Below are 19,436 nucleotides of genomic sequence, written 5' to 3'. Positions count from 1 at the left end.
CAAATTAACGTCCGTTTAGATATATCAGTTTCAAAAGAACTCACGTTCTCATTATAAACTTTAGGGTAGTTTGACTTACTTTAAAAAATACACGAATAGTATTATTTAATCGTCAGTTAAAATAGAGCGTAACGTATCGATCAAGCGTAGATTGTCTTCTGCTAAACCAACAGTGATACGTAGCCAGTTATGTAGACCATAAGCAGCTAATGGACGGATGATAACACCCTGCTCTAGTAACGCTTCATGGATAGAAGCAGCAGTTATGTCTTCCATCTCAACCTCTATTTTTACCATAATAAAGTTAGCATGTGACTTGATAAACCCTAATCCTAGCGCGTCAAACTGCTTTTCCAACCAACGCATTTGCTCATCATTCATCAGACGCGTTCTTTCAATAAAGTCCTGATCCGCAAGTGCGGCGGCGGCTGCCAAACCGATACGACTGACATTAAATGGCTGACGAATACGGTTCAGTAGATCAGCAACGGCGACTGAGCTAAGTGCGTAACCCACGCGCAAGCCAGCCAGCCCATACGCTTTGGAGAAAGTACGGACGATGACGACATTATCAAACTCGTCGAGCAGCGCCCGATTGTTACTTTCAGGGCTGTACTCGATATAGGCTTCATCTAGCACCACCAAGACTGAGCTTGGCACACTCGCCATAAATGCATGCAGCTCTTTATGCGCAAGCTGAGTGCCCGTTGGGTTATTAGGATTGGCAATAAACACGAGCTTAGTATTGGGATTGTCCTGAACCGCTTGGCTCATCGCTTTTAGATCATGACCAAAGCGCTGTGCAGGCACTTCAACATCCATAGCACCTTGCATCTTCGCTAGCATCGAATACACCACAAAGGCATACTGACTATAAACGATGGCATCACCAGCACCAACAAAGCTACGCGCCAAGATATCAAGCAAATCATCAGAGCCATTACCTAAGGTGATTTGGTCGACATTCACATCATTAAAATCAGCCAATGCTTGCTTGAGATAGTAACCGTTGCCATCAGGATAGCGTGCCAGCTGACCTAACTGCTCAGTAATCGCTAGCGTGACCTTCGGCGAGCACCCTACTGGATTCTCATTACTCGCAAGCTTCACCACATCTGAGATGCCGTATTCACGCGTTAATTCTTCTACTGGCTTGCCTGTCTGATAAGGTGCCAATGATAAAATACTGGCATAGGCAGGTACAAGCGGTGACAAGCTTGACTCTATCGACTGAGATGATTGCATGATTTATCCTTAGATGTGAGAACGCACCTATTATTGGTTAAGCCTGTGAATCTTAGTGGTGGTAGCCAGTTGTTATACGCTACGACTTAAAGACAATAGCTTAAAGACAATAGCGTATAACGATAGCGCTTATGAGATTTATAGTACGGCTTTTGGATATGAGCCCAATACACGTAAATCCTTAACTAGCGGGCGGATATCGTTGATGGCCGCGCTGACATTTGGATTGTCAATATGACCGTCCATATCAATAAAGAATACGTATGCCCACTTATTAGGACGTTCAGGACGTGTTTCGATACTGGTCATAGACACGCCATGATAAGACAAAGGCTTGAGTATCTCGATAAGTGCGCCTGCTTTATCATGGGCAGAGACGACGATAGAGGTTTTGTCTTGTCCTGATGGCGCAATCGCTTCATGACCAATGATGAGGAAACGTGTGGTATTGCTTGGATTGTCTTCAATGTTTGAGTAGAGCTTATGTAGGTCATACTCTGCCGCCGCTACATCACCCGCAATCGCAGCTGAGTGCCATTCGTTTTTCAGACGACGTGCTGCTTCACCATTACTCGATACAGCAACACGCTCAACATTAGGGAAATTCACATCGAGCCAATGACGACACTGTGCCAATGATTGCTGATGAGAATAGATACGGCTTAGCGCCTCTACCTTGGTGTGTTCAGCGACCAAGAAGTTCTGATGAATAGGCAGCTCAACTTCACCAATAATCTTTAAGGTAGACGATAAGAAGCCATCTAAAGTATGATTGACCACACCCTCTGAAGAGTTTTCAACCGGTACCACACCATACATTGCTGTACCCGCTTCCACTTCACGGAACACATCGGTAATGGTCGTCATCGGTACCGTATCAGCAGCCTTGCCAAAATGTTTGAGCGCGGCAGCATGTGTAAAGGTGCCAACAGGACCCAAGAATGCAATGCGTTGCGGCGCTTCTAAATCTAAGCAAACTGACATGATTTCACGGAATAAACGTGCCATTTTTTCATCAGCGATTGGGCCAGCGTTACGCTCCATGACGGCCTTTAACACTTGCGCTTCGCGCTCAGGACGATAAAAAATAGGATTGCTACTTTCGGTCGCTGAGCTATTAGCAATATGGTTTTTCTTAACTGCTGCCACTTGCTGAGCCAGCTTGGCACGGTTATTGATCAACGTCTGAATTTCGCAGTCTACTGCATCGATGTTTTGACGGATATTATTTAAAAACTCTTTTTCAGTCGCGGTATCGCTAGTGCCTGCAATGCTCTGATTTAGGTTGTCTATATTTTGCTCTGGTGACTGCTCACTCATTACCGCCCATCCTTTTTCTAATATTATTACTGAGTTTTATAACTGTTAGGTACTACTAATAAATACTAATAAATTGGTTCTAAATGCTTGGCGTATCGTCAAACTTCATAAACGTTTAGGTAGCAGCTATGAAGTTATCGTTATTGAGATAAAGCATTCTAGCAATAATGCTTAGGATAAATGACATTCTATCGAATAATCTATCAAAAACACGTTAACTGCCTAAACCTGTCTAGCACTGTTACGACAGGCCAACGACACGTCAGCTAGCAAATGTAGCGGCCAAACCACTGACCCGCTCTACTATAACAAAAACTATGGTCAGTGCCCATGTGTAAATACGTGTAAACCCGCTAATATTAGCAAAGTTATAAGATATGACAGAAATGCACGGTCAAACTATGGGGCAATATTGGCTCAAAACTGTGTTACAGTTTAAAACTAACAACAGATAGCACTATAAATAAGAAAACAACCAATTAATGAATGGCATTATAAATTGAAAAATAGAGGATATTAGATGAACGCATTACAACAGCTTCGTACCATGACCACCATTGTCGCTGATACCGGAGACCTTACCGCCATTGCGCGTCTAAAACCTATCGATGCAACCACCAACCCAAGTTTAATCACCAAGGCACTCATCCACCCTGACAATCAAGGCATGCTATCAGAAACCATGAGCCGCCATAATGGCGATATAGATGCTGTGATTGATGCACTTACCATTCAGATTGGCTGTGATATTCTAGAACTCATCGAAGGCCGAGTATCTACCGAAGTCGATGCACGCTTGTCTTATGACACTCAAGCGACGATTGATAAAGCCTTAGCGTTTATGGACGCTTATCAAAAGGCAGGTATCAACTCAGACCGTGTGTTGATTAAAATGGCCGCGACTTGGCAAGGCATCGAGGCCGCACGCTATCTTGAAACCCAAAATATTCATTGCAATTTAACCTTGTTATTTGGACAGCACCAAGCGATTGCATGTGCCGATGCTGGCGTAACACTAATATCACCATTCGTTGGGCGTATTTTAGATTGGCAAAAACGCCAGCAAAATCGTCAAAACGTGCCAGCTTCTGACGACATGGGCGTACAATCAGTGAAGCGCATTTACCAATACTACAAACAGCATGACTATTACACCCAAGTCATGGGTGCAAGTTTCCGCTCAACAGAGCAGATACTGGCGCTAGCAGGTTGTGACCTATTAACCATTGCACCTAATCTCATTGACGAGCTCGCAGCGATGGACACTGAAGTCGTGCAGCAGCTGTCATCGAGCATGTCATTGGATATGGCAGATATGACCCGCGTGAGTTTGACCAACGAAGAGTTCAGTGCGGCCTATCAAAAAGATACGGTCACACAAGACTTACTACCAAAAGGTATCGATGGTTTTATCAATGCGCGTGATGAGCTTGCTAAGATGCTAGCGACTATACGTAGTTAAGACACGAAGTTAAAACACGAAGTTAAGATTCACAATCACTGATGCAGTCACTGGCGCAGCCACTAATAGCGATAATACTCTGCAAACTGTAACAACAGGCAATAAAAGAAAGTTGCCTGCTAATAGCAAGTTGGCTATTATGGCCCATTTCCAACAACCAGAAGCAAGGCTTGATTATGAAGCGGCTATCAATGTTATTAGTAAGCGGTGCTCTCGCAGTCAGTGCGCATGCAGTGGACTGGTCAAAAGTATCAGAGAGTCAAACTGGATCAATTTTTAGCTTAGACTTGGAATCTATCGAAGGCTCCGACATCAATATCATAGACGAAAAAGACGTCGAAAATATTACCGTGTCTATTCGTCGAACCTATCCTACACAAACGAATGAGCCGAAAGAAGATAACGCAAAAAAAGATAACGTCAAGAAAGACAAAGCAAAAAAAGACAACATTCATCATAGCGACCAGCAACTACTAATCTCTTGCAAAGATGCCAGTTACTACAGACGTGCCTATGTGAACTACGGGGCTAAGGATAAGGTATTGGCCTCTTGGCAATCAGAAAAGCCAATACTAACCACCAAGGACTTTAAAACCACGACGCCCAATACAGTCGGACGGACACTAGTAGAACAAGCTTGTGAAAACTACGAGCAAGCCAAAGAAACCGCTTAAAATAAAAAAGCGCGCTGAATAATATCAGCGCGCTTTTTTATTTTAAATACCTAGGGCGTATTTTAGCATGTAAATACTACTGCTAAGCTTTCAACACCGTATAAACAGGTACTGGAAATTCACCATGCAAATCAACCAAATCTAGCAACACCAAAGCGCCGACGACAGTATGTTCTGCTGAGCGGCACAGCTCATAAGCCGTAGTCAACGTACCACCAGTCGCCAAGATATCATCAACCAGTAATACACGCTCAGGTGGCAAATTATTTTGCATTTCCAGCGTATCTTTACCATACTCTAAAGCATAGGCTTTATTCGCAACGGGTGGTGGCAGCTTACCGGGTTTACGTAGCAAAATCATACCCTTGCCCAAACGGCCTGCCAGCAAACTTGCAAACACAAACCCACGTGCTTCTACAGCCCCAAAACAATCTACCTCGTCCATCAACCCTTCTGGCAGTGCGGCAAGTAATGCATCAATGACCTCGTTGATATGACTGCGCAATAACGGTGTAATATCATAAAAATCAATGCCAACTTTTGGGAAGTTTGGTACTGTGCGAATAACTTGCCAAAATGGATGATCGGTATTGAGCATATTAGACGGCTCGTTTTCGGTGTTTGTAGATGTAGCAGCGGCACTAGTGCTCATGGACAACCCTTAGCTTATATGGCTTAGACAATAACTGAATAGTAACTGGATAATAATGTATCAACGATAAATGATGGCTAATACGGTGAGTTTAGCGGCAGTCATTATAGCATAACCGATATTAGCATTGAGGCTAGGCTATCAGGCTTGTCGCTTATTAGTTTTGGGACAGAACCAATATCTCTCTTGATAAAAGCAAAGCAATCTCAATATACAAGTGTAAACTTAACTACGAAAATCACGGTTATATGCTAAACTACGTGCGCTTTCGCAGTCTAATATAATGACTGTAATCCCAAATATAAGTGTCAATAGCGCACTGTAACACTAGTAATGATCGATAGGACTATTTATGAAACGTTATGAATGTATTGTCTGTGGCTGGATATATGATGAAGAGCTCGGCTGCCCAGAAGAAGGAATCGCACCAGGTACCAAATGGGATGACATCCCTGATGACTGGACGTGCCCAGAGTGCGGTGTAGGAAAGCTTGATTTTGAGATGATTGAGCTGTAGTAGACGACTCGCTAATTAGGACACTTCATGACTATATCAAATGATATCAATAATGCCAAAGTAAGTGCCAAGCCATCTGCAAGCCTTGATGACAGCGTAGGGAGCTACCCTACTGCTGAATGGCAAAAGTTTGGCGCGCATCAATGGTGCGATTCTGACTTGAGCAAACACCTGTATCAATCGATGATCAACATCGGTGATGGTATTGAACTCTGTGTCGAGGCTGGTGGCAACCCTAACAATCCACCACTGCTGATGATTATGGGGCTTGGCTCACAGATGATATTTTGGCCAGATAACTTCATTAAACGCCTCATTGATGCAGGCTTCTTTGTGATTCGTTTTGATAATCGTGATATTGGCTTGTCTTCTAAAGTTCAGATTGAAGGTCTACCACGTATCAGTCAACTGAAAATGATGATGCGCTTGCAAACAGGTCTGTCTAATAAAAGTACGCAAGTTGCTTATAATTTGACTGATATGGCAGAAGATACCGTGCGCTTGATTAAGGCACTGCAGTTGGGTAAAACACACATTCTAGGTGCCTCTATGGGCGGTATGATTGCCCAAATTGTGGCAGCACGTTATCCAAGCTTAGTACAACGCATGGCGTTGATGTTTACCACGACCAACCGTGCTTTTTTGAAACCACCAAAACCAAAGCAGCTATATACACTCATTAATCGTCCTGAAAGCCATTCTGAGCGTGATATTGTGCGTCATAGTGTCTGGTTTATGAAGACTGTCGGAACGCCTGGACATGTCAATGTGCGTATGGTGCGTGAAATTGCCAAAATTCGTTATCAACGCAATTTTCATCCGCTCGGTACGGTGCAACAGCTCAACGCTATTTTGGCATCAGGTTCTATAAGCCGATTTAGCAAACAAGTCAAAGCACCGACTATCGTGCTACATGGTAGCGCAGATGGCTTAATTCCTGCGTCACAGGGCCGAGTCGTTGCCAAGACCATTCCTAATGCCACATTCCATCTAATCGAAGGCATGGCGCATGACATTCCTGAGTACTACCAGCCATATATGGTTGATTTGATTGGCTCGCACTTATTAGAAAAATAGTTTTTTAAAGTACTAGGGCGTGTCTTCATTTCAAAAATGGTGATAAAAATGAGATAAATTGCCGTCAAACAAGAAAAATAGCTCAGATAATATCGGGATATTAGCCAGCCATTTGACGATGTTTGGCAAGATTTAGCCATTTTTAGCCCATTTAGATGACTATCGAGTGAATTGAAGATACACCATAGTAGCTTAACTGCTTCACATAAAAAAGAGTGTAAAACCTATTATCAACTCATAGGCTTACACTCTTTTTTATTGCTAGGGTACGACCTAAATACTATATATAAGACTTTAAACATAAGGGCAGCCTCTACTCACAACTGATACTATTCCCTTCTTTATCAATGCACATTTTATTACCATTCTTTAGATTACCAATCCACGCCTTACCATCTGTAAATACAAACGCAGGCTTACCTTTGTAGCTATCATTCTCAGACACACCGCTGTAAGAAAAACGAAACGGAATCACAAGCTCACCACCAAGACTGAGAAACCCCCAGTCTTTACCAATTCGTACGCCAGCTAAGCCTTCGGAAAACGACTGCACCTCATCAAACGAATACGTAATCATAATCACGTTATTGTCATCAACAAAACCCCACTTGCCATCTTGTTGGCTCGGCTGCAATGTCGTAAAACGATTGAGAGGTGCTGTCTTTGATTGGGCAAGACCGGATTGGACAGAATTAGATTCTGATGAAGAGGATCCATCATCATCTTTGCCATTTGGATCACTGGTCGTATTGCCGTTTTTATCCAACCAACTGATTGCTCGGCTTTTATTGACGCGAGCTACGCCACCTCGATAATCATCGATATCACTAATCGCTGCCGAAAATGGCACAATGGTTTTATTGGCAGTGTTAATTACTCCATAGTTACCATTTTTTTTCACGACGATACGGCCTTCCGAGACTCCTCTTGCCCAGCCTGCTGACTCGCCTAATAGGTCATAAACGACTGGTACAACCTCACGACCCTGCATATTGATGTAACCAACTTTATTGCTGCGTTGTACGGGGATTAGGCCGCCAGCGATTTTATCTGCCTTGATCTCTTGATAACGTGATAAATCAACGACAGCTTTGCCTTTACTATTAATCAAAGCCACTGGCGCACCGAAATCTTTTATTGCCAAAAAATAACCGCTACTTGACGTACAAGAGACGTTTTTATAATAGCTCTTGGGCAATTTACAACTTGCAGCATGCGCGGGCATACCTATCGCAATGGCCAATAAAACCCCAAGACACAGGTAAAGCGCATATGTTGGAGATGACCATAAACGGACTAAAGCAGGTAATGGCAAAAAAGACAAAGAACGTTGACGCATAAATAACCCTAAACTAAAAGTATGGTGGCGTTTTAAACCTTCACGACTGGCTGACAATTCACTTAGCACTAATATCGCACTTAATAATGTATTAAGGTACTAATTGATGACACGCCCTTATGATTTATGATCATTATAAACCTTCACATTGATAAATAGCGAATAGCTACTTAAGGTGGCTCGCATGACCATACTATCGTGCAGCCGTCAAAATAAAAAAATATGATGTTATTTTTTCTCAGGTTTTTAGTTTTCCCTGTAAAAATGTTTACTAATTACTTAGCAGGGCATTCATTTTTTAAGCCAAAACGTTTACAGTGAGACTTATATAAAATCGAGCATTACTCATACCAGCTCATCGCACTATAATCATCATTTTATTGTCTATAAATGACAGCACTCTCCCAACATAACATCACTTTAGTCATAAGTATTAAAGTAAGGATAATTTATGGCAGTGACCTCTTCGCGCTCTGCATCTATCGGCTTGGTCATCGGCTGTATCATTTTTGGTTTGGGCAGTTTGATTGTGGCTCATGTGGATGTTGGCGGTTGGGCAATGGCCTTTTGGCGGCTGGCCATCTCCGGTGTCATCTTTACCGTACTGGCCAAACTAACAGGGCAACATTTGCCACGTTCAAGGCGTGCCATCATTTATGGTTTATTATCAGGGGCATTTTTGGGGTTAGATTTGGCGCTATGGCATGAGAGTATTTATGCGGTCGGACCTGGTATTTCAACCCTGCTTAATAGCTTACAGATTTTCTTTTTAGCCGCTATCGGATTTTTGTATTTTGCAGAGCGTCAATCTATTTTGCAATTAATTAGCTTGTGCCTTGCCATGTTGGGTGTGGCCATGATTGGCAGCCCTGAGTTTGCGCATAACACAGATGCCATTTGGGGGTTTGTGACGGGTATTCTATCAGGAGCCATGTTAGCCGCATCTATGACGTTTATTCGCAAAACTCACGACACAGAACCCACACCCATATTTGTATTGATGCAATTGGTGAGTATTGGTGGTGTATTAGCGATGATTGTGCCTATGTTTGTATTTGATATGGGACACATATTACCCAATACATGGTCTGAGATTGGGTGGATACTGATTTATGGCGCGGTCATGCAATGCTTGGCATGGGGACTCATTGCTTACTCTATCCCCAAGATGTCACTGGCACTAACAGGGCTACTTCTGTTGAGTGAGCCGGTGGCCGCATTAATAATTGACTATAGCTGGCTAGACAAACCTATCAATACCTTGCAATGGAGCGGTGCTTTGTTGACCATGTTTGCCATTTATTTAGGATCGTTAAAGCCCAAACCACGCGCCCTACGACGTTATCGGTTTTTTGCACGCTTTTATAAACGTAAGTATAAATAATCTTGGCAATTTCATCCAATAAAAAGCACCCATGCTATCGATAGCATGGGTGCTTTTTTTCTTACTTGAATGATCTAAAAGTGTAAAACCCAACTGGTATAAAAGCTGATTATTTAGCCAATAATTTATTAGCAGCCTTCATCTCAGCACTTTGATTAAACAATGCATTTAATACGATAGCTGCCAACGTAGCTGTACCGATACCGCCCAAATCAAAACCACCTAGGTGTAAGCTGAAGTTACCTGTGCCCATGATGACAGTGACCGCAGCAATAATTAAGTTGCTGTTTTTGCTAAAATCAATATGATTGTCTATCCAGATTTTCACACCTGCAAGTGCAATCAAGCCAAACACGACGATGGACGCGCCGCCCAATAATGCCCCTGGTATCGTCTGAATGATGGCACCAAACTTTGGTGATAGCCCAAGTATGATGGCAACCACACCTGCTACAACAAATATCGTCGTGCTATATACTTTAGTCACTGCCATAACACCAATATTTTCGGCATAAGTGGTCACACCTGTACCACCAAACCCTGCTGAAAAAGTCGTTGCTAAACCATCTGCAAAAAATGCGCGACCCATATAAGGCGTTACACGAGCCTTGGTCATGCCTTCGACGGCCTTAAAATGCCCTAAGTTTTCAGCGACCAAAATAAAGGCCACAGGCGCAATCAGAATAATGGCGTTTTTGTCAAAACTAGGCGTATGAATCGTTGGTAAACCGAACCATGAAGCGGCTGCCACACTACTAAAATCAATCGGCGACCCAAAGCCTAGGACGTTAGTCATTACAAAATAGGCAAGATACGATAGTATCAGACCGACCAGTAGTAGTAAGCGACGTAACATGCCACCTGTAAACACAGCCACACCACTGATCAGTATGACTGTCAATGTCGCCATCCAAGCATCAAACTGATTACTAGACACTCCCTGAATAGTCACTGGTGCTAAATTAAGACCAATAATCATCACGATAGCACCAGTAACGATAGGTGGCATCAGACGCTCAATCCAGCCGGTGCCTGTTTTCATCACCAACAGTCCAATCAACGAATAGATGATACCGCACGCCATAATGCCGCCCAAAGCGACACTTAAATTATCATTGAACCCTGCACCTGCATACGCGGTAACAGCAATAACTGGACCGATGAAAGCGAAGCTTGAGCCCAAGTAACTTGGCATACGCCCGCCTGTGATCATAAAAAACATCACAGTACAGATACCTGACATTAAAATAGCCAAGTTAGGATCAAAACCCATTAACAATGGTGCCAGTACCGTCGCCCCAAACATTGCAAACGTATGCTGTACACCTAGCAATACACTTTTTGATGGTGGTAGGTATTCATTGATACCAACTGGATCACGATCCAGATCACCCTGATAAGAACGCCATGTTGGAAACCAACGACCGTTTTCAAAATCTGGGTTTTTTGGATAGCTCATGGCTGCTGAATCAATACCTGCAGCTTCTAGTGCGTTGTGAGCCGATGGCTCTTGGGCGCTATTTTCTGAATGTGAGGAAGGGTCTTTTTGAGAGGGCATGCGCTTATCCTATGTGAGCTGAGCTAAAATAATAGGCGACAATAAATGATGGAATCAAAACTGAGTCAAATCGTGAATTCAATAGATAAAGAGATGGAGGTAAAGATGAATATAGTCGATTCAATTTAAAAGTAGTACAAGGCAACCGTGTGCAGATGTATATCAAATACTTCAAGCGAGGTTAACGCTGTCATGCTTTTATAGTGGAATGACTATAGCAAGCTCCACATCCTTTCATTTATAATATGTCGCCCTAATTCATTCATTTATGTTGCAATATGGCAAACCAAAAGTATTATTTGGTATGATGACCATGTTTTGCTAGATGTATCAGGTCGGATATGTTCTACTAAAAACGATTTCGGCCGTTATGTACTCAACGTACTTTATAGCGACAACCAACTTACAGGATGTTACACGGCAGTTGACTCCGAGCATGATAACGGAGTTTCAAAATAAATAAAAGTTATTATTCAATCACCAGTTGTACCCCTTTACGCTCATACTTTCATAGGTGTTGCCCTGCACACGTTTGCTTTCGGTGCATAAGGGTGGTGGCTGTCTATCATATTCTCAATAAAAGTGCCTAAAGCAATCAATACAACAGGCTAAAGCACTCAAAACTTTTGGTAACTTATTATGATCAGTGTTTTTGATTTATTTAAAATCGGCATAGGACCATCAAGCTCACATACCGTCGGGCCGATGCTTGCTGCAAATCTTTTTTTGGCTTCACTAAGTAAGCATCAAGAACTGACAACGATTAAAGCGATTGAAATTGAACTTTATGGGTCTTTGGCTGCGACAGGCAAAGGACATGCCACCGATACTGCCATCTTGCTAGGTCTGCTTGGACACGCTCCTAGCACCATTGATACACGCATGACCAGTAGTTATTTATCGCCTATATTTTCTGACAAGACATTGAATGTATCGGGTACTCATGCCATTAACTTTGATACGGAACGCGATATTTATTGGTATGACGATACGGTGCTTCCTTATCACCCCAATGCCTTGATGCTTCGAGCCATATCGACAGACGGTATTCACTATCAGCAGACTTATTACTCAGTCGGCGGCGGATTTGTGATTAATGAAGAAGATGCCACCAATCCAGATGAAGATCATGCCAGCCCAACGATTGATGTGGTTCCTTACCCATTCAATAGCGCCGGAGAGCTTTTAGATCAGTGCCGTCAGCATGGTCTAAGCATCAGTGATCTGGTACTGGCCAATGAGTGTCACTACCGCAATCAAACAGAGGTATTTGCCTATTTAGATTCTATTTGGGCTTCTATGCAGGACTGTGTGACACGCGGGTGTCAAAATAGCGGTATATTACCTGGTGGCCTAGATGTAAAGCGTCGTGCTCAAGCGCTGCATCTGCAACTGTGCGCTGAAAAAAATCAACCTGTGACGAAAAATGATAAGCTTGCGGCGATGGATTGGATTGATCTATACGCACTAGCCGTCAATGAAGAAAACGCCAATGGTGGTAATGTTGTGACTGCCCCTACCAATGGTGCTGCAGGTATTATTCCTGCTGTCATGCATTATTACCGTGACTTCCTATCAACTTACAGCATTGAAGGCGCTCGCAAATTTTTATTAAATGCCACTGCTATCGGTAGCTTAATCAAACAAAATGCTTCTATATCTGGTGCTGAGGTCGGCTGTCAAGGTGAAGTTGGCTCTGCTTGTGCGATGGCCGCATCGGCATTGGCTGAAATCCTAGGTGGCGATCCTGCCAAATGTCTCAATGCTGCCGAAATTGGTATTGAGCATAATTTAGGTCTCACCTGCGATCCTGTTGGCGGACTAGTACAAGTGCCTTGCATCGAGCGCAACGCGATGGGTGCGGTAAAAGCTGTGAACGCAGCACGCCTTGCCTGCCGCGGTAATGGACAGCACTTCGTTTCTTTAGACAAAGTAATCGAGACAATGAAAGTAACCGGTGCTGATATGCTTGATAAGTATAAAGAAACATCGCGTGGCGGACTTGCCGTCTATGCAGACAATCGCATTCCTACGGCAACCCGCGGCTTTACTGTCAATTACAGCCAGTGTTAAAACTACTCCATAATTAATTAAAAAAAGACAATAAAAAAGGCCTCTAATTCATTAGAGGCCTTTTTTATTGTCTTTTCTATAGAGAAGTTATAGAACATTCAGTAAACCAAGCAAGTGTTACTCAGCAGTTTTTGAGATAACTTTATTTAAGATCCAAACAGGCTGCACGACGTCAGAGCCTTCTTCAGTCATTGCTTCTTGGCGTATATCGAGCATATAACGATAGTTAGGCTCATAAGTAAAGCCTTGGATATTGCCGTTTAAGGTGGTGTAGTTTTTCTGATAAGTTTGACGATACTGCAAGCACTGAGATTCAACCATAGAGCCATCAGTTGCCGTCAAATCACATACGGCTTTGCGCGGTGCAACTTCTACTTCAAAACTTGGAATATTAACCACTTTTACATTCATAGGCTGCCCTTCAACCACCATCGTACGTTCATTGTCCATGGTAGAACAACCAGAGAGTGCAAAAGTCGTCATCAATGCTGCGAGTGCTAATTTTTTCATTATAAAATCCTCAGTGAGTTGTTATTAATTATAAGTAGCTTATTTAAATTTATTTTTTTACATCTAATCTTTGTAATAGTTGGTCTTTGTAATAGCCAATCTTTTTAGTAGTAAGTACGGCACTACAAGTTCGTCATAAAGAAATACGTCATCAATATTTATAAGCCCTGTCGTGTGTTATTTACTAAAATTAGTATAAGGTGCGAGCCCTCTATCCCTCTATAACTGCTTTGTAAAGTAACGTCAGCTTTTGCAACTGATGTTAATGACACGTATTAACTAGTAGGGCAAATTGATACTGAGTGAGCGTCAGATAGCAAAAAGCCAGAGTGACAGTCACTCTGGCTCAATCGTAAACCTGTTCAACGATAATTTTACACCTAACAACTTCTAACTACGATAATCAGCATTTATCTTAACGTAATCATAAGATAGGTCGCAGGTATATACCGTATCGCTGGCATCGCCGCGCGCAAGATTAATGTGAATGGTAATCTCAGGACGACTCATGACTGCCTTGCCCGCCTCTTCCGTATAGCTAGGCGCAACACCACCACTTTGGCAAATCATCACATCATCCAGATACACATCGACTTGCTCTGTATCTAAATCTTCGATACCCGCATAACCAACCGCAGCCAATATACGACCCCAATTGGCATCACTGGCAAAGAACGCAGTCTTTACGAGTGGTGAATGTGCAACTGCATATGCCACATCGCAGCACTCTTTCGTCGTCTGACCGCCAGTGACTTTAACCGTCATAAACTTAGTTGCACCCTCACCATCACGCACGATTAATTGCGCCAAACGCACAAACACTTCTGTCAACGCCGTGAATACTGACTGATAATGTGGATGTTCTGGGCTATCGATCATCTCTGAGCTAGCAGCGCCAGTGGCTATCAATACACAGCAATCATTGGTAGAAGTATCACCGTCGACAGTGATGCGATTAAAAGACTGCTCATTGATGGCACTTAGCATTTCTTGTAACAAGTCAGCAGCGATGTTGGCATCCGTCGCCACGTAACCCAACATGGTCGCCATGTTCGGGCGTATCATACCTGAGCCTTTTGACATACCCGTTATATGATAACTGGTACCCGCTACATCAACTTTTTGGCTAGCAAGTTTTGGAATAGTATCCGTCGTACGAATCCCATTCGCGGCAGCAAGCCAACTGTCAGTGGCTAAAGTAGCAAGTGCATTGTCTAAGCCTGCGATCACTGCGTCGCTATTTAGTGGCTCACCAATGACACCTGTAGAAAATGGCAATACAGCATTGCTATCTACGCCAGCTTTATGAGCCAATGCAGCACAGATATCGATAGCACGACGCTTGCCATCAGCGCCCGTCCCTGCATTGGCATTGCCTGTGTTGGTTACCAAGTAGCGAGGGCTGGCTTTAGCGAAGTGTTCGCGCAATACACGCACAGGTGCAGCACAAAAGGTATTTTTGGTAGTAACAACTGCAGTAGTCGCCTTATCCGCTATCTCTATGACGACTAGATCGTCACGATCCTTATAGCGTACACCCGCTGCAGTCGCACTTAGCTTGATACCTTCGATAGGATAAATCGTATTGGGTACTTCAATATTTCCGACAGCCATCATTACATCCTTATTGTTCAAGTCTTATTATGATCTATAGACTATGTTTTGATCAATACTATAGTCTGTTCAATATAATTTGGATACGAGGAAGCTGAGTAAAAGTACTAAAAACAATAGACCAATCGAAGCTAACACCGTATCCAATTTATAGAGGATTAACTATATAAACGTATTACTATTTTTTTAAGTCAAATGCTGACCAAATTGGCGCATGGTCAGACGGTTTTTCCATAGCGCGCAGATCATAGCTGATACCTGCATCAACACATGCTTCAACTAGGTCTGCGGTACACAAAATATGGTCGATACGCAGTCCACGCTTAGGCTCGTCATTGAAACCACGACTGCGGTAATCAAACCAACTATAAAGCTCAGTACTTTCTGGATAATGCAAACGATACGTATCTGTCAGCTCACGCGACATCAATGCACTATACCACTCACGCTCTTCTGGTAAAAATGAAGTCTTTCTGTTTTTCAGCCAGCGCTTGGCATTGACTTCACCGATGCCGATATCGATATCTTCTGGAGCGATATTCATATCACCCATAATTACAAGCGAGCGGCCTTCTGCTTTTAACGTATCAATATAAGCCATCAAATCTGCGTAATAAGCACGCTTCATTGGAAATTTGGTCGGATGGTCTTGGCTTTCTCCTTGCGGAAAATAACCGTTAAGCACATCGACTTCACGGCCTTCAAACTCATAGCGGGCATGGATAAAACGCTTTTGTGCTTCTTCCTCTTCACTCGGAAAGCCTTTTTGCACAAAAATAGGCGCGACTTTAGACAAGAGTGCAACACCATAATGCGCCTTTTGACCGAAATACTCTACGTGATAACCCAAGCTTTCTATGTTTTCTAAGGGAAACTGCTCGTCATGTACTTTGGTTTCTTGCAGACCCATCACATCAGGATCGATGACGTCTCGCACAGCCTCAAGCTGATGTTGGCGAGCACGAATACCATTAATATTAAAACTGACAAAACGGGTCATAAATTATCCTATACTGATTGATGAAATACGGTGCTAATACGAATAGTTAAGAGGCAAAAAATACAAACCACTATAGTCGATTCAATTTAAAAGTAGTACAAGGCAACCGAGTGTCGATGTATATTAAATACTTCAAGCGAGGTTAACGCAGTAATATTTTTATAGTGGAATGACTATATGATAACAGACGGAGCGCAACCTAACTATTGCGTGTCCTGATATCTTAAGCTAGAGTAGCTCTTATTATTAACTGTTATTTCTATAATAGTTTTGAATGACACTTTATTATCGCAAAACCCTATTATTAAAAGCAGTGTTGTTATTTATTCAAAAGGCAATACTAAGGCGTGTCTTCATTTTAAAGATAGTGATAAAAATGAGGTAAATTGCCGTCAAACAAGAAAAATAGCGCAGATAATATCGGGATATTAACCAGCTATTTGACGATGTTTAGCCAATTTAGATGACTAACGAGTGAATTGAAGACACGCCCTAACCTTTTATTAAGCAAAAACTTTAAGCCATTTCTATTTATTTATACTGATAAAAAATACTGAGCATGATTATGACAACCACTAACAGCAAAAACTCAACTGCCGCATTGACGCCATTATTTGCTAAAGATTATAACGTCTATATTAACCATACTGATGCCGGTGGTATAGTCTACCACGCCAATCACTTGGTGTTTTTTGAAAACTGCCGCCGTGATTGGTTTGGCCAACTTGGTTTGAATGGTTATTTTCTACAGACGGACAATGGTGATATACAGCACTTTGTCGTGAGTCAGGCAGACTTGCAATACAAACGAGCCATTCTCTTAGATGAAGTGATCAGCGTGCGTGTCGATAAAGTCGAATTGAAACCTGCTAGTATGATTTTTTATCAAAGTATTCATCGCCATATGGTAGGTAGCACCGCTACAGACAGCAGCAACAGCTTACTAAGTAGCGGTAAAATCGTTATCGCCTGTGTACAAAATCAAGTTCAAGCAGAGCCTATATCTAATGATAAATCAGATGCTACCGCTGCGAACAATGCACCCATGCGCCCTATCCGTGTACCACAGAAATTACGTAGTGCTATCGAGCAAGCTATTAGCGAGCAAATGGGTAGTCAATAATCCTAATAGATGAGCTTGCTCCATAACAAAGGTGTGGTTGATAAAGGTGAGTTTGAAGTTATGCTTACATTCGAAAATATTTGGGTACACAGCAGACTTACAGTGATTTCGTCATCTTCTGACAATGCATCTAACAATATGTCTAATAATGCCACTAGCGTTCAAACAAACCCCTTTACACCATCTCATATTTATCAAAAATGGTCTGACAAACTAAGAAAAACAGTAAAGCCAGATCCTGTCTTACCTGCTGATAAGCGAGTATTGATAAATGGTGTGACTGGTACATTGCTATCAAGACAAGTCACGGTGTTGACAGGGTCTTCTGGTAGTGGGAAATCTGTGTTGTTACGAGTATTAGCGGGACTATTGCCAATGAACAACGGTGACGTCTATCTAAATAATAATGATGCATCAAATGTCAGTGCGTCTCAGAATATTCACGATACGTTGCCCACACAATGGCGCACGCAAGTTGCTCTGCTCGCACAGCATCCACAGTTGCTAGAAGGCAGTGTCATTGACAATCTAACAATGCCGTATCGCCTACAAGCTCATCAGCATCTCGATTTTGATATAGATTGGCACGTCGCACAGCTCGAACGCTTGCAACGAAACACTGATTTTTTACAGCAAGATACCTATCACTTATCAGGTGGTGAGCGGCAACTGGTCAATACCTTACGTCTTTTACAGTTGAATCCACAGGTATTATTACTAGATGAGCCTACAGCTGCTTTAGACATTGACACTTCGGCACAGCTGGTACAGCTACTACTGAACTGGCTACAACTAGATACACAGCGCACATTACTATGGGTCACTCATGATACGCAAGATATCATGCCACTCGCCAATCATCATTGGCATATGCAAGCAGGCGTATTAACCGAAATTTTTTAGTATCGATACCCAATCAATACTTCCCCCTCATGTCATATCTTCACTGACTGGTTCTATCTTATATTTATATTATAATATAGTCGGTTCAATATAATTTGGATACAAGGAAGCCGAGTGCAAGCGCTACAAATAGTAGTCTAAGCGAGACTGACACCGTATCCAATTTATAGAGGATTAACTATAATGAGCACTTATGAGTGGTACGGATGATATGCAGATGGTTTTGACTTATGGGGATGTCGCTTTAGCTAGTAGTCTAATTCTCATCGTACTTCTCGTATCATGGCGACTGCGCTTGCATCTCACTAAGATACTATTAACCGCTGCTATTCGTACCGTGGTCCAGCTTAGTTTCATTGGTTTGATATTGGCATGGATCTTTGCACGTGAACAATGGTATGAAGTACTCCTCATTTTAACCATCATGACCTTAATTGCAGGCAGCGCTGCCAAAAACCGGGTCAAGCGTCGCTATAAAGGCTTATTCACCGATACGTTTATCGCAGTCAGTACTTCAGCCGTATTCGTCACGGCAATCGCAATCATTATTATTTTGAGGGTCCAGCCTTGGTACACCCCGCAATTTATCATTCCTATACTAGGCTTAATACTGGGCAACTCGCTCACTGCCATTTCTTTGACCAGCAACCAACTGATTGAATCCTTCCATGAGCAACGCGGGCGCATCGAGATGATGCTCAGCTTATCTGCGCGACCATTTGAAGCCGTACATGAACCCATACGTGCCGCGATTGTCAATGGCATGACGCCAACGTTAAACTCAATGTTAGTCGTTGGTATTGTCAGTTTACCGGGTATGATGACAGGTCAAATCCTTGCTGGCGCCGACCCTACTCAAGCAGTGCGCTATCAGATTGTAACCATGTTTTTGATATGTGTGAGTAGCACGCTCGGCTGTACAATCAATGCATTGCTTATCTATCGACGTTTTTTTAATAAAAAACATCAATTTATCCTACCGTAA

Annotated in this window: 17 protein-coding genes; 9 read left to right on the top strand and 8 right to left on the bottom strand. The window is 42.6% G+C overall.

The genetic code is table 11. From position 1 onward, the window contains the following. Positions 1 to 105 precede the first annotated feature (105 nt). Positions 106 to 1,245 carry a histidinol-phosphate transaminase gene (gene hisC / locus I6E83_RS05840; protein WP_197100342.1) on the bottom strand — a complete coding sequence of 380 codons (1,140 nt, stop codon included), beginning with the start codon at positions 1,243 to 1,245 and terminating at the stop codon, positions 106 to 108. 138 nt (positions 1,246 to 1,383) lie between these two features. Beyond that, positions 1,384 to 2,565 (bottom strand): prephenate dehydratase, encoded by a 1,182-nt coding sequence (gene pheA, locus I6E83_RS05835; protein ID WP_197100341.1) that lies wholly within the window; start codon positions 2,563 to 2,565, stop codon positions 1,384 to 1,386. Between the two features lie 520 nt (positions 2,566 to 3,085). Between pheA and I6E83_RS05830 the strand changes: the two genes are divergently transcribed. Both I6E83_RS05830 and I6E83_RS05825 read left to right on the top strand, forming a co-directional pair. Further along, the gene (locus I6E83_RS05830; protein WP_197100340.1) at positions 3,086 to 4,027 is read left to right on the top strand and encodes a transaldolase; all 942 of its coding nucleotides are present in this window, start codon (positions 3,086 to 3,088) and stop codon (positions 4,025 to 4,027) included. A gap of 176 nt (positions 4,028 to 4,203) precedes the next feature. After that, the gene (locus tag I6E83_RS05825; RefSeq protein ID WP_197100339.1) at positions 4,204 to 4,701 is read left to right on the top strand and encodes a hypothetical protein; all 498 of its coding nucleotides are present in this window, start codon (positions 4,204 to 4,206) and stop codon (positions 4,699 to 4,701) included. 82 nt (positions 4,702 to 4,783) lie between these two features. Here the strand turns inward: I6E83_RS05825 and I6E83_RS05820 are convergent, their stop codons facing one another. Next, the gene (locus I6E83_RS05820) at positions 4,784 to 5,299 is read right to left on the bottom strand and encodes an adenine phosphoribosyltransferase (RefSeq protein WP_406947846.1); all 516 of its coding nucleotides are present in this window, start codon (positions 5,297 to 5,299) and stop codon (positions 4,784 to 4,786) included. 406 nt (positions 5,300 to 5,705) lie between these two features. On the opposite strand from I6E83_RS05820, the gene I6E83_RS05815 reads away from it, so the two are divergent. Both I6E83_RS05815 and I6E83_RS05810 read left to right on the top strand, forming a co-directional pair. Beyond that, a complete protein-coding gene (locus I6E83_RS05815; RefSeq protein ID WP_110922890.1) occupies positions 5,706 to 5,870 on the top strand; it encodes a rubredoxin in 165 nt (54 codons plus the stop codon). A gap of 27 nt (positions 5,871 to 5,897) precedes the next feature. Further along, positions 5,898 to 6,947: an alpha/beta fold hydrolase gene (locus tag I6E83_RS05810; protein ID WP_197100337.1), complete on the top strand. Its 1,050-nt coding sequence runs from the start codon at positions 5,898 to 5,900 to the stop codon at positions 6,945 to 6,947. 313 nt (positions 6,948 to 7,260) lie between these two features. Here I6E83_RS05810 and I6E83_RS05805 read toward each other — a convergent pair whose 3' ends face one another. Beyond that, positions 7,261 to 8,286, bottom strand: a complete 1,026-nt coding sequence (locus I6E83_RS05805; protein ID WP_197100336.1) for a WG repeat-containing protein — start codon at positions 8,284 to 8,286, stop codon at positions 7,261 to 7,263. Positions 8,287 to 8,737: 451 nt separating this feature from the next. Between I6E83_RS05805 and I6E83_RS05800 the strand changes: the two genes are divergently transcribed. Beyond that, a complete protein-coding gene (locus I6E83_RS05800) occupies positions 8,738 to 9,670 on the top strand; it encodes a DMT family transporter (protein WP_197100335.1) in 933 nt (310 codons plus the stop codon). 109 nt (positions 9,671 to 9,779) lie between these two features. Here the strand turns inward: I6E83_RS05800 and I6E83_RS05795 are convergent, their stop codons facing one another. Beyond that, the gene (locus I6E83_RS05795) at positions 9,780 to 11,129 is read right to left on the bottom strand and encodes a solute carrier family 23 protein (RefSeq protein WP_413787054.1); all 1,350 of its coding nucleotides are present in this window, start codon (positions 11,127 to 11,129) and stop codon (positions 9,780 to 9,782) included. Positions 11,130 to 11,867: 738 nt separating this feature from the next. On the opposite strand from I6E83_RS05795, the gene I6E83_RS05790 reads away from it, so the two are divergent. Continuing rightward, positions 11,868 to 13,301: an L-serine ammonia-lyase gene (locus I6E83_RS05790; RefSeq protein ID WP_197100333.1), complete on the top strand. Its 1,434-nt coding sequence runs from the start codon at positions 11,868 to 11,870 to the stop codon at positions 13,299 to 13,301. 117 nt (positions 13,302 to 13,418) lie between these two features. Here I6E83_RS05790 and I6E83_RS05785 read toward each other — a convergent pair whose 3' ends face one another. The 3 genes from I6E83_RS05785 to xthA form a co-directional block, all read right to left on the bottom strand. Beyond that, the gene (locus tag I6E83_RS05785; protein ID WP_197100332.1) at positions 13,419 to 13,811 is read right to left on the bottom strand and encodes a DUF4377 domain-containing protein; all 393 of its coding nucleotides are present in this window, start codon (positions 13,809 to 13,811) and stop codon (positions 13,419 to 13,421) included. 390 nt (positions 13,812 to 14,201) lie between these two features. After that, positions 14,202 to 15,425 (bottom strand): bifunctional glutamate N-acetyltransferase/amino-acid acetyltransferase ArgJ, encoded by a 1,224-nt coding sequence (gene argJ, locus I6E83_RS05780; RefSeq protein ID WP_197100331.1) that lies wholly within the window; start codon positions 15,423 to 15,425, stop codon positions 14,202 to 14,204. 178 nt (positions 15,426 to 15,603) lie between these two features. Then, a complete protein-coding gene (xthA, locus tag I6E83_RS05775) occupies positions 15,604 to 16,425 on the bottom strand; it encodes an exodeoxyribonuclease III (protein ID WP_110922898.1) in 822 nt (273 codons plus the stop codon). A gap of 565 nt (positions 16,426 to 16,990) precedes the next feature. Here xthA and I6E83_RS05770 point away from each other — a divergent pair. The 3 genes from I6E83_RS05770 (at position 16,991) to I6E83_RS05760 (ending at position 19,436) form a co-directional block, all read left to right on the top strand. Then, positions 16,991 to 17,548: a thioesterase family protein gene (locus tag I6E83_RS05770; protein WP_197100330.1), complete on the top strand. Its 558-nt coding sequence runs from the start codon at positions 16,991 to 16,993 to the stop codon at positions 17,546 to 17,548. A gap of 60 nt (positions 17,549 to 17,608) precedes the next feature. After that, positions 17,609 to 18,451: an ATP-binding cassette domain-containing protein gene (locus tag I6E83_RS05765; RefSeq protein WP_197100329.1), complete on the top strand. Its 843-nt coding sequence runs from the start codon at positions 17,609 to 17,611 to the stop codon at positions 18,449 to 18,451. Positions 18,452 to 18,644: 193 nt separating this feature from the next. Beyond that, positions 18,645 to 19,436 carry an ABC transporter permease gene (locus tag I6E83_RS05760; RefSeq protein WP_197100328.1) on the top strand — a complete coding sequence of 264 codons (792 nt, stop codon included), beginning with the start codon at positions 18,645 to 18,647 and terminating at the stop codon, positions 19,434 to 19,436.

Source organism: Psychrobacter sp. SZ93C1, assembly GCF_015864635.1.
Taxonomy (GTDB): domain Bacteria; phylum Pseudomonadota; class Gammaproteobacteria; order Pseudomonadales; family Moraxellaceae; genus Psychrobacter; species Psychrobacter fozii.
This window is presented reverse-complemented; position numbering and strand designations above follow the sequence as displayed.

Coding starts and splice junctions, on each gene's coding strand:
- hisC (WP_197100342.1), bottom strand. CDS start 1,245: ATGCAATCATCTCAGTCGATAGAGTCAAGCTTGTCACCGCTTGTACCT.
- pheA (WP_197100341.1), bottom strand. CDS start 2,565: ATGAGTGAGCAGTCACCAGAGCAAAATATAGACAACCTAAATCAGAGC.
- I6E83_RS05830 (WP_197100340.1), top strand. CDS start 3,086: ATGAACGCATTACAACAGCTTCGTACCATGACCACCATTGTCGCTGAT.
- I6E83_RS05825 (WP_197100339.1), top strand. CDS start 4,204: ATGAAGCGGCTATCAATGTTATTAGTAAGCGGTGCTCTCGCAGTCAGT.
- I6E83_RS05820 (WP_406947846.1), bottom strand. CDS start 5,299: ATGCTCAATACCGATCATCCATTTTGGCAAGTTATTCGCACAGTACCA.
- I6E83_RS05815 (WP_110922890.1), top strand. CDS start 5,706: ATGAAACGTTATGAATGTATTGTCTGTGGCTGGATATATGATGAAGAG.
- I6E83_RS05810 (WP_197100337.1), top strand. CDS start 5,898: ATGACTATATCAAATGATATCAATAATGCCAAAGTAAGTGCCAAGCCA.
- I6E83_RS05805 (WP_197100336.1), bottom strand. CDS start 8,286: ATGCGTCAACGTTCTTTGTCTTTTTTGCCATTACCTGCTTTAGTCCGT.
- I6E83_RS05800 (WP_197100335.1), top strand. CDS start 8,738: ATGGCAGTGACCTCTTCGCGCTCTGCATCTATCGGCTTGGTCATCGGC.
- I6E83_RS05795 (WP_413787054.1), bottom strand. CDS start 11,129: ATGAGCTATCCAAAAAACCCAGATTTTGAAAACGGTCGTTGGTTTCCA.
- I6E83_RS05790 (WP_197100333.1), top strand. CDS start 11,868: ATGATCAGTGTTTTTGATTTATTTAAAATCGGCATAGGACCATCAAGC.
- I6E83_RS05785 (WP_197100332.1), bottom strand. CDS start 13,811: ATGAAAAAATTAGCACTCGCAGCATTGATGACGACTTTTGCACTCTCT.
- argJ (WP_197100331.1), bottom strand. CDS start 15,425: ATGGCTGTCGGAAATATTGAAGTACCCAATACGATTTATCCTATCGAA.
- xthA (WP_110922898.1), bottom strand. CDS start 16,425: ATGACCCGTTTTGTCAGTTTTAATATTAATGGTATTCGTGCTCGCCAA.
- I6E83_RS05770 (WP_197100330.1), top strand. CDS start 16,991: ATGACAACCACTAACAGCAAAAACTCAACTGCCGCATTGACGCCATTA.
- I6E83_RS05765 (WP_197100329.1), top strand. CDS start 17,609: ATGCTTACATTCGAAAATATTTGGGTACACAGCAGACTTACAGTGATT.
- I6E83_RS05760 (WP_197100328.1), top strand. CDS start 18,645: ATGAGTGGTACGGATGATATGCAGATGGTTTTGACTTATGGGGATGTC.